We start from the raw sequence: 14801 nt of genomic DNA on the forward strand, positions 1-14801 counted from the left end.
CACTTCGAATGTGAATCTACCTCCTGGCTTCCGCCAGGACGACAAATATTTTGCGACGGGCGGCGCAATAAACTGGGTGTCGTCCCTGCGAAAGCAGGGACCCATAACCACCGATGCTGCTTATTGTGCGATGTTGGAACGACGAGTTCCCGTCACAACTTCGGCCGCAGAGTATGGGTCCCGGCTTTCGCAGGGACGACATCGTTTTGTTGCTCGCGAGTGCCTAGATCAATGAGAGCGCGCCAGGCAGAACGCGACGACCTCTTCCAGCGCGGTCTTCATCGGCGAGGGCGGGAACAGCGCCAGCGCGTCGACCGCCATCGCGCCGTAGTGCTGGGCGCGGCTGATGGTGTCTTCCAGCGCACGGTGCTTGGTCATCAGCCCGATCGCGTGATCGAGGTCGGCCGATCCGATCTCGCCGCGCTCCAGCGCGCGGATCCAGAACTTGCGTTCGGTATCATTGCCGCGGCGGAAGGCGAGCACCACCGGGAGCGTGATCTTGCCCTCGCGGAAATCGTCGCCGACATTCTTGCCGAGTTTTGCGGATTTGCCGCCATAGTCGAGCACGTCGTCGACGAGCTGGAAGGCGATGCCGAGATTCATGCCGACCGAGCGGCACGCGGTCTGCTCGGCCTTCGGACGGTTGGCGATCACGGGGCCGACCTCGCAGGCGGCGGCGAACAGCTCCGCGGTCTTGCCGCGGATCACGGCGAGATATTCGTCCTCGGTGGTCGCGGTGTTCTTGGCGGCCGCAAGCTGCATCACCTCGCCCTCGGCGATGGTGGCGGCGGCGGCGGAGAGGATGTCGAGTGCGCGGAGCGAGCCGACCTCGACCATCATCCGGAACGCCTGGCCGAGCAGGAAGTCGCCGACCAGCACGCTGGCCTCGTTGCCCCACAGCATCCGCGCGGACAATTTGCCGCGGCGCAGCTCGCTCTCGTCGACCACGTCGTCATGCAGCAGGGTCGCGGTGTGCATGAACTCGACCGCGGCGGCGAGCTTGATATGGCCGTCGCCGGAATAGTCGGCGAGCTGGGCCATCGCCAGCGTCAGCATCGGGCGCAACCGCTTGCCCCCGGAGGAGATCAGGTGATTGGCGACCTCGGGGATCATGGTGACCTCGGAACCGGTCCGCGAAAGAATCGTCGCGTTGACGCGCTCCATGTCGGCGGCGACAAGTCCCACCAGCCCGTCGATCGAAGCATTGGACGGGCTTTCGAAGGGTACAATAACCGCCACGCTGGTCTCCAATTTTGCCGAATACGCACTATGCTCAGCTATAACAATAGAAACTGCGCGGTGCAGCGGCAAGGCCATCAAGTTATTGACATGTGGCGCAAGTGCCGCACAGGCGGGGCGACAGGAGAGCGTATTTTGCGGGAATTGGTACGGACCAATGACATGGTGCTGGTCTCCGCCATTGGCGCGCTGCTCGACAGCGCTAACATCCATCATCTGGTGCTGGACCAGAACATGAGCATCATCGAGGGCTCGCTCGGCGTGCTGCCGCGGCGGATCCTGGTGCATGAGGACGACAACCACGAGGCCCGCCAGCTCCTGACCGATGCCGGCCTCGGCCACGAATTGCGGGCCGATGACTAGAGCGTTTTCGAGCGAAGTGGGCCCCGGTTCGCGTGAAGAAAACGCGTCAAAAAACGAGTCTCCGGCCGCCGGGATCACCGAAGACGGATTTCTCGGTGGCCAGTTGCGCCTGCGGCAACCCCGCAGCGGCCACCGCGCCGGCCATGACGCGATCCTGCTCGCCGCGGCGACGCCGGCTCGATCGGGCGACCGCGTCGTCGATCTCGGCTCCGGCGTCGGCGCGGCCGGGCTGGCGGTGGCGCGGCGGGTGGGGGGGATCGATCTCGTCCTGGTCGAAATCGACCCGGTCCTGGCCGAGCTTGCGCGGAATAATGCCGGCACCAACGCGATCATGGCGCAGGTGATCGTGCTTGATGTCGAAGCCGGCGCCGCAGCCTTCGATGATGCCGGCCTCGGGTCGGATAGCGCCGACGTCGTGCTGATGAACCCGCCGTTCAACGATCCGTCGCGGCACCGCGCCTCGCCGGACGGTGTGCGCGAGCGCGCCCATGTCGCGACCGCGACCACCCTGGCCGGCTGGGTTCACGCGGCGCGGCGAATTCTCAAGTCGAACGGGCAGCTTGCGCTGATCTGGCGGGCTGACGGCATTGCCGAGGTGCTGGCCGCGCTGGACCGCGGCTTCGGCAGTGTCGAGATATTGCCGGTTCACGGCGACGTGACGTCGCCGGCTATCCGAATCCTGGTGCGGGCAACCAAGGGCGGCCGGGCACCGACGCGGCTGCATGCCGCGCTGCTGCTCAACGAAGAGTCAGGCGTGCCCAATAAATGGGTGCAGGAGATTCTGGCCGGGAAGGGGGAATTGCCGCTGGCGCGGCGCTAAAAAGATCATGCTCGAACAAGAAGCCAAGGCGCGATGGCATTGCGCTTTAGCGGGCAGGCATGCTGCCCACGTCGCCAGAGGCACTAAATCACTGCGAAGCCGTTTCCGACTGGCGGTCCGGCGTGGACGTGAAGTGGATCGCCGCCAGGAGTGTACCGATCAGCAAAATCAGCAGATAGATTTTCATAATTCCCTCTCCGCCCGCGCATTGCAGCCCCAATGACAAAATGCAAAACGCGTTCCACGGATTCCAATGACAGTGGCGTGATAAAAAGTGGTTAATTCGAGGTAACGGCATGAGTGAACAAATAAGTGATCACGCTGGACGTTCGGGACTGCTCGAACGCGTGCAGGCAATGTTGCCGGCGCGCTTCAGGCGCGGCGCGGCCGTCGTGCCGGTGGTGCGGCTGGCAGGCGTGATCGGCGCGGTGACGCCGCTGCGGCCCGGCATGACACTCTCCGGCGTCGCCAAGATGCTGGAGCGCGCCTTTGGCACGCGGAATGCCAAGGCGGTGGCGTTGGTGATCAATTCGCCGGGCGGCTCGCCGGTGCAGTCGCGGCAGATCTATCTGCGCATCCGGCAACTCGCCGCCGAGAAGAAGCTGCCGGTGCTGGTGTTCGTCGAGGACGTCGCGGCCTCCGGCGGCTACATGATCGCCTGCGCGGGCGACGAGATCTATTGCGACCCGTCCTCGATCCTGGGCTCGATCGGCGTGGTCGGCGGCAGCTTTGGCCTGGAGGGGCTGATCAAGAAGATCGGCGTCGAGCGCCGGCTGTATACGGCGGGCAGCCACAAGGCGATGCTCGATCCGTTCCTTCCCGAGAACCCGGACGACGTCGCCCGGCTGAAGGCGATCCAGCGCGAGATCCATGCGATCTTCATCGCGCTGGTCAAGCAGAGCCGCGGCAGCCGCCTCAAGGGCGCCGACGACGTGCTGTTCACCGGTGAATACTGGGCCGGCGATAGCGCGATTGGTCTCGGGCTCGCCGACGGCATCGGCGACATCCGCTCCACGCTGCGGGCCCGCTACGGCGACAAGGTGCTGACCCCGGTGATTGCGCCGGCCAGCGGCTTGCTGTCCGGCCTGCTCGGCCGGCGGGCGCCGGGGGCGGGATCGCTGGCGGCGCTGGATGGACTGGCCGCGCTGCCGGACGAGGTGATCTCGGCGCTGGAAACCCGTGCGATTTGGGCCAGATTCGGGCTGTGAACACAGGGATGTGAGCGCGCCATTTAGCCCCAAAACCACGATTGCGGCGCAGGCCGCCTTGCGCGAGAATGCCTGCCATTGGGGGCCTGATAGACGTGAACGACAAGGATCGACCGATGCCGCCGCTGATTGCATTCGCAGGCGTCTTGGGAAGCCTGGCCGTGGTCCGCTGGGCGTACAAGACGGCCGTCCGGATCAACCAGGAACTCGAAGAGGCGCGATTGTCCCGCGTGGCCGAGGCCACCCGCGCGGGCGAAATCAAGACCTTGCGCCGCGACCCCGTGACCGGAGCCTATCGCCCGGGCTAGATATCACCCCGTCATTCCGGGGCTATGCGAAGCATAGAACCTCAGATGCGCAATTGCGCATCGGGGAATCTCGAGATTCCGGGTTCGCCTCTCCGAGGCGCCCCGGAATGACGTGCAGCAATCCTCCATCGCCTTGATTCCATGGGCTGCCGCCGATACGGTCCCGCGCGCCTCACACCCCCTCGCGAGACCGATTCCAACGATGGACGCCCTGCCTGACCACATGCGCCCGGAACGTTCGTTCCAGGGCTTCATCCTGGCCCTCCAGCGGTTCTGGGCCGAGCAGGGTTGCGTCATCCTGCAGCCCTACGACATGGAAATGGGCGCCGGCACATTCCATCCCGCGACCACGTTGCGCGCGCTGGGGCCCAAGCCCTGGAACGCGGCCTATGTGCAGCCCTCGCGGCGGCCCAAGGACGGCCGCTACGGCGAAAACCCCAACCGCCTCCAGCACTACTACCAGTTCCAGGTGATCATGAAGCCGTCGCCGCCGAACCTTCAGGACCTGTACCTGAAGTCGCTGGCCGCGATCGGGATCGACGCCGCCGTCCATGACATCCGCTTCGTCGAGGACGACTGGGAAAGCCCGACGCTCGGCGCCTGGGGCTTGGGCTGGGAATGCTGGTGCGACGGCATGGAGGTGTCGCAGTTCACGTACTTCCAGCAGGTCGCCGGCGTCGAATGCGCGCCGGTCGCGGGCGAGCTCACCTACGGGCTCGAGCGGCTCGCGATGTATGTGCAGGGCGTCGACCGCGTCTACGACCTCAACTTCAATGGCCGCGAGGGCGCCGAGAAAGTCACTTACGGCGACGTCTTCCTGCAGGCCGAGCAGGAATACTCGCGGCACAATTTCGAAGTTGCCGACACCGCGATGCTGTTCGAGCAGTTCAGGATGGCCGAGGACGCCTGCCGCAAATATCTCGCCGCCGGCTGGCGTGAGGGTGGGAATCAAAAGGAACATCTGATGGCCTTGCCGGCCTACGACCAGTGCATCAAGGCGAGCCACGTGTTCAACCTGCTCGATGCCCGCGGCGTCATCTCGGTGACGGAGCGGCAAAGCTACATCGCCCGCGTGCGCGACCTGGCGAAGGCCTGCGGCGAGGCATGGATCCACACTGAAACGGGCAGGGCGGTCTGATGCCCGATCTTCTCCTCGAACTGTTCTCCGAAGAAATTCCCGCGCGCATGCAGGCCAAGGCGGCGGACGATCTGCGCCGCATGGTGACCGACAAGCTGGTCGCTGAAGGCCTCGTCTATGAGGGCGCCAAGGCATTCGCGACCCCGCGCCGCCTTGCGCTCACCGTGCACGGCATTCCCGCGCGCCAGCCCGATTTGAAGGACGAGCGCCGCGGCCCGCGCGTCGGTGGCCCCGAGCCCGCTATCCAGGGCTTCCTGAAGGCCACCGGTCTCGCCTCGATCAGCGAGGCAAAGATCCAGCACGACAAGAAGGGCGACTTCTACATCGCGCTGATCGAGAAGCCCGGCCGCGCCGCGATCGACGTCATCGCGGAGATGCTCCCGGTGATCATCCGGACCTTCCCCTGGCCGAAATCGATGCGCTGGGGCGCGCGCTCGGCCAAATCAGGCTCGCTCACCTGGGTGCGCCCGCTGCACGCCATCACCGCGACCTTCGGTCTGGAGACCGAGGAGCCTGACATCGTCAAGTTCTCGGTCGACGGCATCGAGGCCGGGCAGACTACCTATGGCCATCGCTTCATGGCGCCGGGTGCGATCTCCGTGCGCCGCTTCGAGGATTACGAGGCCAAGCTGAAGGCGGCCAAGGTGATCCTCGATCCGCAGGCGCGCAAGGACATCATCGTCGAGGACGCCAAGGAGTTGGCGTTCGCGCAGGGCCTCGAACTGGTCGAAGACCAGGTGCTGGTCGATGAGGTCTCCGGCCTCGTCGAATGGCCGGTCGTCATGATGGGATCGTTCGAGAAGGAATTCCTGTCGATCCCGGACGAGGTGATCCGCGCCACCATCCGCAACAACCAGAAGTGCTTCGTGGTCAGGGATCCCAAGACGGGGAAACTGACCAACAAGTTCGTGCTGACCGCGAACATCGAGGCGCCGGACGGCGGCAAGACCATCGTCGCCGGCAATGAGCGCGTGATCCGCCCGCGGCTGTCGGACGCCAAGTTCTTCTACGAGACGGATCTGAAGACCAAGCTGGAAGACCGGCTGCCGAAGTTCGAGCAGATCGTGTTCCACGAGAAGCTCGGCACCCAGGCGGAGCGGATCAAGCGGATCGAGCGGCTCGCCGCCGAGATCGCGCCGTTGGTCGACGCCGATGTCGCGAAGACCAGGCGCGCCGCGCGCCTCGCGAAGGCGGATCTGCTGACCGAAGTGGTCGGCGAATTCCCCGAGCTGCAAGGCCTGATGGGCAAGTACTACGCGCTGGCGCAGGGCGAGGATGCGTCCGTCGCTGCCGCGAGCGAGGAGCACTGGAAGCCGCAGGGGCCGACCGATCGCGTGCCGACCGATCCGGTCAGCGTCGCGGTCGCGCTGGCGGACAAGCTGGACACGCTTGCCGGATTCTGGGCGATCGACGAGAAGCCGACCGGATCGAAGGACCCGTACGCGCTGCGTCGCGCGGCATTGGGCGCGATCCGGCTGATCGTCGAGAACACGCTGCGCCTGCCGATCCTGAAGACGGCCAAATCCGCGTTGCTCGGATTGTCGGTCAAGGCCGATGCCGAAACGCTGCCGAACGATCTGCTCGCCTTCTTCGCCGACCGCCTGAAGGTCCAGCTCCGCGACCAGGGCGCGCGTCACGATCTCGTCGATGCCGTGTTCTCGCTCGGCGGCCAGGACGATCTGCTGCTCGTCGTCCGCCGCGTCGAGGCGCTCGGCAAATTGCTCGACAGCGACGACGGCAAGAACCTGCTCGCGGGCACAAAACGCGCCAGCAACATCATCGCCATCGAGGAGAAGAAGGACAAGCGGACCTTCGACGGCGCGCCTGATGCCGCGCTCTACACGCTCGACGAAGAGAAGACGCTGGCGAAGGCGATCGATCAGGTGAAGAGCGAGGCCTCCGCCGCCGTCGCCAAGGAAGACTTCGCCGGCGCGATGAGTGCGATGGCCAAGCTGCGTCCGGCGGTCGATGCGTTCTTCGACAAGGTCAAGGTCAACGACGACGACCCGAAGGTCCGCGAAAACCGCCTGAAGCTGCTCAACGAGATCCGCGCCGCGACGCGCGCGGTTGCGGATTTCTCCAGGATCGAAGGCTGATCGATGGACCGCGCGACGCTCGCCGCTTACGACAAGGATGCGGCGGCGTTTGCGCAGGACTGGCACGACCAGCCGGCCCCTCGCGATCTGCAGGAGATCGTCGCGCAATTCTTCATCAAGGGCGGCTCGACCGCCGATATCGGCTGCGGCAGCGGTCGCGAGGTGGCGTGGCTGAATGCCCACGGCTTTCCGGCTGAAGGCTTTGACGCCTCCGAGGGCCTGCTCGCGGAAGCCCGCGCCCGCTATCCGGCCTTGCGTTTTGCGCACGCTGAGCTGCCGGCATTGTCCGGTCTGGCCTCCGGCAGCTTTGACAACGTCTTGTGCGAGACCGTGATCATGCATCTCGATCGCGCGCTGATTGCGCCGTCGGTGCGCCGCATGCTCGAACTCGTGAAGCCCGGCGGCGTCCTCTATCTGAGCTGGCGCGTCACCGCGGGCGACGATGCGCGCGATGCGCACGGCCGGCTCTACGCGGCGTTCGATGCGTCGCTGGTGCTGGCCGAACTGGCGGCGGCCGAATTGCTGCTCGACGCCGAGGTCGTCAGTGCCTCGTCCGGCAAGGTCATTCACCGCCTCATCGCGCGACGGCGCGACTGATCGGGCTCCTGAAATATTTCGACACAATTTGCAATTTGTTAACCATGCCCTGCGAAGGTCCTGACGAAGCAACCATTTCTTAAGACATCGCCCCCCGCGCCAATGCAGGGACCGCCCGATGACCTCGATCGGCACCACGCCCAATCCCTACGCCCAATATGGTTCGGCCTATGCGCGGGCCGCAGCGACGCCCTCGCTGGCGGCGACGTTGTCGGGCGACGGCACCCCCGGCGATCTGTCGGCATCCTCGACGTCCAACGCCGCAACCAACCTCACGCTGTCGGACGCCGCCCGCGCGCAGCTCGCCAAGGCGCCGCTGCCGGATTTTGCAAGCGTCACCAGCGATGCGCGCATCACGCTCGACCGGCTCTACACGGTCGCCGGCGTCAAGGCGCCGATCGTCGACGGCGAGACCACGATCGATCTGTCGACGCTGGACCGTCGCTCGCTGTTTGCGATCTCGACCAATAATGGCGGCAAGTTCACCCCGGATGAGCAGGCGGTTGCCGCCACCGAGCTGAAGCAGCGCTTCGACAAGGCGATGGAGCCGTCGCTTGCGACCACGCGCCTGACCGGCGACTACAGCGTCAGCTACAAGGCCGCGCTCGATTATCTCGATGGTGCGAGCGATGAGGAGAAGGCCACCGCAACCTGGGCCAGCCAGCGCGCCGCGGTGCTGAAGGGCTATCAGGCGACGCAGCAGGATCCGAACACGGCGCCATCGGGAATTTCCGGCGATCCGATCGCGGCCGCACTGGCGGGGACAGCGCCTCCAACAAAGAGCACCACGCGCGACTTCAGCAGCATCGCCGGCGACGTGCGCGCCTTCCTTGATCGGCAGAAGAGCGAGGCGGCGAAGAGCGGCAAGGAGCTGGTCTACGATGTCAGACGCAAGACCGGACAGCTCGCCGACCTGTCCTCGCTCGACAACCGCTCGCTGTCGGCAATCTCGCTGAACCAGGACAAGAAGTTCTCCACCGAGGAGATCTTCGCGGCCAAGCAGGAACTCAGCACGCGGACGCGTCTCGCCGTGCTCGACGCGCTGAAGCAGAGCCAGACCGCCGGCGATCCGCGCCAGTTCAGCCTCGGCATCCTCAAGCAATATTCTTCGATGAGCGCGGAGGAGCGCCAGGCGGCCAACTGGACGCAGGATTTCCAGGACGCCGCGATCAAGAGCTACAAGTCGACCTCGACGTTGCTCTCGATCCTCAAGTCGTAACCCGGCACGGCATCAGAACGGAAGAGCCCCGCCCGGAGGGGAGGCCGGACGGGGCTTTCTGGTCCGGTCGATCCTCGCGCACATCCGCTTGCGCGGCGCCCGGACTGTCGTTCAGGCGATCGTGCTGACGTTGATCTAGTCGACCACCTGAACGATCCGTCGCGAACGCGGCTCGACCAGAACGGTCTCACCGTTCACGACGGTGTAACGATAGGGCGTCGCGCCGAACCGCTGCGGCACGTCGTAATAGGTCACGCCGGCGTCCGGCAGCACGGTGCCGACCACGACGCGATCCGGAATTGTGTAGTTCGGTACACGCTCGCGCACGATGTACTCGCGGAATGCCGGACGCTGTTCGACCGCGATGCCTCCGTCATCATCGACCGCGACGGACGGACCACCGCGGACGATGCCGACGGTCTGGGCCTGTGCGGCAACAGCCGGCACCGTGATCGCGGCAGCAACCGCTGCAACGGCAAGTAATCTGTTTCGCATGGCTCGCTCCATTTTTTCACGCAGCACGCCGGCCTTCGCCGGCGCGCATGCCGAGCCAATGCATGTGCTGTGGTGATGTTCCGGGAAATCGCCGCCATATACGCGGCAATTTGGAGCAATTTTCGTGAGTTGCGGGAACTCGTCGGCGTAACCTGCGTCTTGATGTGGGAACTCCCCTCAGCGGATAAACTGCCGCTCGATTCGCTCCTCCAAAAACGCCGGAGAACACTTCAATGACCATCACCGCTGGGCATCTGCCTGCTATCGTAGCCCTGATCGCAGGCGTCCTGATCCTCATCATGCCGCGGCTGCTGAACTACATCGTCGCGATCTATCTGATCTTTGTCGGGCTCGTGGGGATGGGTCTGCTGCGCTGGCTGCACCTCTAGCGGGAAAGCGGGGTTTCGCGGCTTGCGCGGAACCCCTCAAAATGGTGTAAGGCGCGCATCTTCGACCCCTCTTTTCGGATTGTTGTCTGACATGGCCAAAGCCGTCGCGAAGTCCAAGAAAACTGCCGAGAAAACAGCAGCGAAATCAAAGCCCTCCGCCGCAGCCCGCAAGGCCGCCCCGGCGCGCAAGGCGCTGAAGAAGAGCGCCCCGAAGGCGGCGCCGAAAGCCGCCCCCAAATCGGCTGCAAAGCCGGCCGCAAAGCCCGCCGGCAAGGCGCCGGCGAAGGCCGTTGCGAAGAAGGCGGCCCCGGCTGCGATCAAGGCAGGCAAGTGGGTCTATACGTTCGGTGACGGCAAGGCCGAGGGCCAGGCGACCTTGCGCAATCTGCTCGGCGGCAAGGGCGCCAACCTCGCGGAAATGGCCAATCTCGGCCTGCCGGTGCCGCCCGGCTTCACCATTCCGACCTCGGTCTGCACCTATTTCTACGAACACGACAAGACGTATCCGAAGGAATTGAAGGCACAGGTTGAGAAGGCGCTCGACTATGTCGGCAAGCTGACCGGCAAGACCTTCGGCGACGCCAAGAACCCGCTGCTGGTCTCGGTCCGCTCGGGCGCGCGCGCCTCGATGCCGGGCATGATGGACACCGTGCTCAACCTCGGCCTCAACGACCGCACCGTCGAAGCGCTGGCCGAACTCTCCGGCGACCGCCGCTTCGCCTATGACAGCTATCGCCGCTTCATCACGATGTATTCGGACGTGGTGCTCGGCTTCGAGCATCATCACTTCGAGGACATCCTCGACACCTTCAAGGACGGCCAGGGCTATTCGCTCGACACCGACCTCACCGGCGACGACTGGGTCGAGTTGGTCGGCAAGTACAAGGAAGCGGTCGCCAAGGAGACCGGCCACGACTTCCCGCAGGATCCGCACGACCAGCTGTGGGGCGCGATCGGCGCGGTGTTCTCATCCTGGATGAACGCGCGCGCGGTGACCTATCGCAAGCTGCACGACATTCCGGAATCCTGGGGCACCGCCGTCAACGTGCAGGCGATGGTGTTCGGCAACATGGGCGAGACCTCGGCAACCGGCGTTGCGTTCACCCGCAATCCCTCGACCGGCGAAAGCAAGCTTTACGGCGAGTTCCTGATCAACGCGCAGGGCGAGGACGTCGTCGCCGGCATCCGCACGCCGCAGGACATCACCGAGGAAGCGCGCCAGGAATCCGGCTCCGACAAGCTGTCGATGGAAGCCGCGATGCCGGCCGCGTTCAAGGAGCTGACGCGGATCTACACGCTGCTTGAGAAGCACTACCGCGACATGCAGGACATGGAGTTCACGGTCGAGCAGGGCAAGCTGTGGATGCTGCAGACCCGCGGCGGCAAGCGCACCGCGAAGGCGGCGCTGCGCATCGCGGTCGAGCTCGCCAATGAAGGCCTGATCTCGCGCAAGGACGCGGTGACGCGGATCGATCCGGCCTCGCTCGACCAGCTGCTGCACCCGACCATCGATCCGGCCGCCAAGCGCGACGTGATTGCGACCGGCCTGCCGGCGTCGCCCGGCGCTGCCTCGGGCGAGATCGTGTTCTCGTCGGACGAAGCGGCCAAGCTGCAGGCCGACGGACGCAAGGTGATCCTGGTCCGCATCGAGACCAGTCCGGAAGACATCCACGGCATGCACGCCGCGGAAGGCATCCTCACCACCCGCGGCGGCATGACCTCGCACGCGGCGGTGGTTGCGCGCGGCATGGGCAAGCCCTGCGTCTCCGGCTGCGGCACCATCCGCGTCGATTACGGCCGCGGCACCATGAGCGTGGGCTCGCGCACCTTCAAGACCGGCGACGTCATCACCATCGATGGCTCGGTCGGCCAGGTGCTGGCCGGCCGCATGCCGATGATCGAGCCGGAGCTGTCCGGCGAGTTCGGCACGCTGATGGGCTGGGCCGACGAGGTCCGCAAGCTCGGTGTTCGCGTCAACGGCGATACGCCCGATGACGCGCGCACCGCGGTGAAGTTCGGCGCTGAAGGCATCGGCCTCTGCCGCACCGAGCACATGTTCTTCGAGGAGACCCGCATCCGCACCGTGCGTGAGATGATCCTCTCCGAGGACGAGCAGTCGCGCCGCGCCGCGCTGTCGAAGCTGTTGCCGATGCAGCGCGCCGACTTCGTCGAGCTGTTTGAGATCATGCAGGGCCTGCCCGTCACGATCCGCTTGCTCGATCCGCCGCTGCACGAGTTCCTGCCGCACACCCAGGCCGAGATCGAGGAAGTGGCGCGCGCCATGAACACTGATCCGCGCAAGCTCGCCGACCGCGCCCGCGAACTCTCCGAGTTCAACCCGATGCTCGGTTTCCGCGGCTGCCGTCTTGCGATCGCCTACCCGGAGATCGCCGAGATGCAGGCGCGTGCGATCTTCGAGGCCGCCGTCGAAGCCGGCAAGCGCACCGGCAAGCCGGTCGGTCTCGAGGTGATGGTGCCGCTGATCGCGACCAAGGCCGAGTTCGATCTGGTCAAGGCGCGGATCGATGCGACAGCCAACGCGGTGATGAAGGAAACCGGCGTCAAGCTGAGCTACCAGGTCGGCACTATGATCGAACTGCCGCGCGCCTGCCTGATGGCGGGCGAGGTGGCCGAGACTGCGGAGTTCTTCTCCTTCGGCACCAACGACCTGACGCAGACCACCTACGGCATCAGCCGCGACGACGCTGCGAGCTTCCTCGGCACCTATGTGGCCAAGGGCATTCTCGAGATCGATCCGTTCATCTCGGTCGATCGCGACGGCGTCGGCGAGCTCGTCAGGATCGGCGTCACCCGCGGCCGCAAGACGCGGCCGAGCCTCAAGGTCGGCATCTGCGGCGAGCACGGCGGCGATCCCGCATCGGTCGCGTTCTGCCACGAGGTCGGGCTCGACTACGTCTCGTGCTCGCCCTATCGCGTGCCGATCGCACGTCTCGCCGCAGCGCAGGCCGCGCTCGGCAAGGAGATCGCCAGCCAGGCGTGAGCGATTGCGTCGTTCAGAGAGTGCAATGGCCGGGACCAAGTCCCGGCCATTTTTGTTTGTTGCGTGCGCGCAGTTCGTAGGATGGGTGGGGCAAAGCGATACCCATCAATTGCCTCCGCGTGGAGAGATGATGGGTATCGCCGCGCTCCACCCATCCTACGCGCCGGAGTCCTACGGCGCGTGCAACACTCTATTCACCATCTCCGTTGACCTGTTGTTTACGACTTTCACGCGCCGCGCGTTTACCAAGGCGCGCAATGCAACCTGCGAAACATGCGCGATCGCTTGAGTGTAGCGCGCGAGCAACGCCGATTAACTCCGCGGCAACCTAAACGGTTTAGCAACGAGAAAGGTCGAATTGCGCGGATGTACCGCGTTCGATTGCACTCAGTAAGCGTTGCGTGAGCGTACGATGTTTGTGTCGCGTAACCAGCCGAAGAGCGCACGTCTTGCGCTCTTCGGTCTCGGTCTTGGCATCTTCGCACTTATGCCGACCGAGACCGGATATCAGGATATTGCCTCGCTCCTGGCCCGGCAGCCCGGCGTCGCCGAGCGCTGGCAGAAGCGCGTCTTCGCCTCCGCCGTCGGCTCCATCCAGGTCGCGACCTACAGCTTCGGCCGTCCGATCGGCACGTCCGCGCCGCAAGCCCCGCAAATCCTGCTCGCGAGACTGGACAGTTCGAACCTCGATATCACCGGAACGGTGACGCGCAATCCGATCACCGCCCCGCCGCCGCGCTATCAGGCATCCGATTTTCCCAAGGTCGATCGCACCCTGAAGGGCGATCGCCTCGTCGTCCGGCGGCCCGATCAGGTCGAACCTGCGGAGCCTGCAACTACGGCGCCGGCGAACGAGGATCCCGCGACATCGAATTCGTCGGTCAAGGGCATGAAGACCGCGACCGCACCGGCCGACAGCGCGCCGCTCGATCCTGAATTGCAGGAGGCGCTGCGCGCGCCGCCCTTGCCGCAATATGCCAAGCCGTCGCCGCAGCAGAACGACGTGTCGCTCTCGCTCGAGGCGAGCCCGCTCGACGATCTGAAGCCTGCGCCCGCGAAGCCTGCGGCTGCGCCCGCCGATGCGGCGCGCGAGCGCGACCCGTTCGCATTCCAGACCGCCAGCCTGTTCTTCGGCTCGTCGCTCGGCACGCCGGAGAACCTCGAGCGCTGGCAGCCCGGCGAGGCGCCGGTTGTTGTGATGCCGGTAGCAACGCCCGATCCCGACATGAAGGTGATGGCGTCATTGCCGGTCGATGCCGACGGTCCGGTCAAGGCCGGCGAGATGGGCGAGAGCATCGCGCCGAAGGGCGAGGTCAATGCCGACGACCAGCACACCAAGACGCCGGCGGAGCGGCTCGGCCTGTTCGACGAGAAGTCGCGCGCCAAGTCGGAGAAGTGCCTCGCCGAGGCGGTCTATTTCGAAGCCCGCGGCGAAGCGGTGCGTGGCCAGATCGCGGTCGCCCAGGTGGTGCTGAACCGCGCCTTCTCCGGCAAATATCCGGAGACGGTGTGCGGCGTGGTCTACCAGAACAAGAATCGCCATTATGCCTGTCAGTTCACCTTCGCCTGCGACAACGTCGCTGACGTCGTCCGCGAGCCCGACATGTGGGATCGCGCCAAGAAGATCGCGAAGGCGATGCTCGACGGCGAATTGTGGCTGCCGGAAGTCGACCGCTCGACCCACTACCACGCCTATTGGGTGCGGCCGTCCTGGGTCAGCGAGATGAAGAAGATGTACAAGTTCGGCGTCCACACCTTCTATCGCCCGCGCGCCTGGGGCGACGGCAGCGACGCGCCGAGTTGGGGCAACCCGGCCGAGACCGCCAAGATCTCGGCACAGCTCGCCGAGGCCGCCCAGAGCTCGGCCGAGCAGGCCAGCGCCCGGCGGTAGCTGTCAGCCTAACCTCCCCTTGAAAAGGGGAGGTCGC

General features: G+C 65.4%; 14 protein-coding genes. 12 read left to right on the top strand and 2 right to left on the bottom strand.

Going from position 1 to position 14801, the window contains the following annotated elements; genetic code table 11:
• Nucleotides 1–228 precede the first annotated feature (228 nt).
• Nucleotides 229–1239 (bottom strand): polyprenyl synthetase family protein, encoded by a 1011-nt coding sequence (locus AKL29_RS17260; protein ID WP_026193158.1) that lies wholly within the window; start codon nt 1237–1239, stop codon nt 229–231.
• A gap of 135 nt (nt 1240–1374) precedes the next feature.
• Here AKL29_RS17260 and AKL29_RS17265 point away from each other — a divergent pair, with 135 nt between their 5' ends.
• The 8 genes from AKL29_RS17265 (at nt 1375) to AKL29_RS17300 (ending at nt 8988) form a co-directional block, all read left to right on the top strand.
• The gene (locus tag AKL29_RS17265) at nt 1375–1602 is read left to right on the top strand and encodes a putative signal transducing protein (RefSeq protein ID WP_026193157.1); all 228 of its coding nucleotides are present in this window, start codon (nt 1375–1377) and stop codon (nt 1600–1602) included.
• Entirely contained in the window at nt 1565–2422 is an 858-nt protein-coding gene (locus AKL29_RS17270) for a tRNA1(Val) (adenine(37)-N6)-methyltransferase (protein WP_244482108.1), read from the top strand. Before AKL29_RS17265 ends, AKL29_RS17270 begins: the two co-directional genes overlap by 38 nt.
• 296 nt (nt 2423–2718) lie before the next feature.
• On the top strand, nt 2719–3630 hold the full coding sequence (locus AKL29_RS17275; RefSeq protein ID WP_050384981.1) for a S49 family peptidase: 912 nt from the start codon (nt 2719–2721) through the stop codon (nt 3628–3630).
• A gap of 116 nt (nt 3631–3746) precedes the next feature.
• Nucleotides 3747–3938, top strand: coding sequence for a hypothetical protein (locus AKL29_RS17280; RefSeq protein ID WP_026193154.1), 192 nt, complete (start codon nt 3747–3749; stop codon nt 3936–3938).
• Nucleotides 3939–4140: 202 nt separating this feature from the next.
• Nucleotides 4141–5076 carry a glycine--tRNA ligase subunit alpha gene (locus AKL29_RS17285; RefSeq protein WP_028332635.1) on the top strand — a complete coding sequence of 312 codons (936 nt, stop codon included), beginning with the start codon at nt 4141–4143 and terminating at the stop codon, nt 5074–5076.
• Nucleotides 5076–7172: a glycine--tRNA ligase subunit beta gene (glyS, locus tag AKL29_RS17290; protein WP_050384982.1), complete on the top strand. Its 2097-nt coding sequence runs from the start codon at nt 5076–5078 to the stop codon at nt 7170–7172. The genes AKL29_RS17285 and glyS overlap by 1 nt, the downstream gene beginning before the upstream one ends.
• A 3-nt stretch (nt 7173–7175) precedes the next feature.
• The gene (locus tag AKL29_RS17295; protein WP_050384983.1) at nt 7176–7769 is read left to right on the top strand and encodes a class I SAM-dependent methyltransferase; all 594 of its coding nucleotides are present in this window, start codon (nt 7176–7178) and stop codon (nt 7767–7769) included.
• Nucleotides 7770–7887: 118 nt separating this feature from the next.
• Entirely contained in the window at nt 7888–8988 is a 1101-nt protein-coding gene (locus AKL29_RS17300; RefSeq protein ID WP_050384984.1) for a hypothetical protein, read from the top strand.
• Between the two features lie 135 nt (nt 8989–9123).
• On the opposite strand, the gene AKL29_RS17305 is transcribed toward AKL29_RS17300, so the two are convergent.
• Nucleotides 9124–9483, bottom strand: a complete 360-nt coding sequence (locus tag AKL29_RS17305; RefSeq protein WP_028332631.1) for a DUF1236 domain-containing protein — start codon at nt 9481–9483, stop codon at nt 9124–9126.
• Between the two features lie 233 nt (nt 9484–9716).
• Between AKL29_RS17305 and AKL29_RS40765 the strand changes: the two genes are divergently transcribed.
• From AKL29_RS40765 to AKL29_RS17320, 4 genes are all read left to right on the top strand, one after another.
• Nucleotides 9717–9872 carry a DUF3096 domain-containing protein gene (locus AKL29_RS40765; RefSeq protein WP_016844375.1) on the top strand — a complete coding sequence of 52 codons (156 nt, stop codon included), beginning with the start codon at nt 9717–9719 and terminating at the stop codon, nt 9870–9872.
• Nucleotides 9873–9963: 91 nt separating this feature from the next.
• A complete protein-coding gene (ppdK, locus tag AKL29_RS17310) occupies nt 9964–12873 on the top strand; it encodes a pyruvate, phosphate dikinase (protein WP_028332630.1) in 2910 nt (969 codons plus the stop codon).
• A gap of 25 nt (nt 12874–12898) precedes the next feature.
• Complete coding sequence (locus tag AKL29_RS17315) at nt 12899–13162, top strand: hypothetical protein (protein ID WP_050384985.1); 264 nt, start codon at nt 12899–12901, stop codon at nt 13160–13162.
• Between the two features lie 123 nt (nt 13163–13285).
• Nucleotides 13286–14764: a cell wall hydrolase gene (locus tag AKL29_RS17320; protein WP_028332629.1), complete on the top strand. Its 1479-nt coding sequence runs from the start codon at nt 13286–13288 to the stop codon at nt 14762–14764.
• The last annotated feature ends 37 nt before the right edge of the window (nt 14765–14801 follow it).

This window comes from Bradyrhizobium pachyrhizi (genome assembly GCF_001189245.1).
GTDB lineage: Bacteria > Pseudomonadota > Alphaproteobacteria > Rhizobiales > Xanthobacteraceae > Bradyrhizobium > Bradyrhizobium pachyrhizi.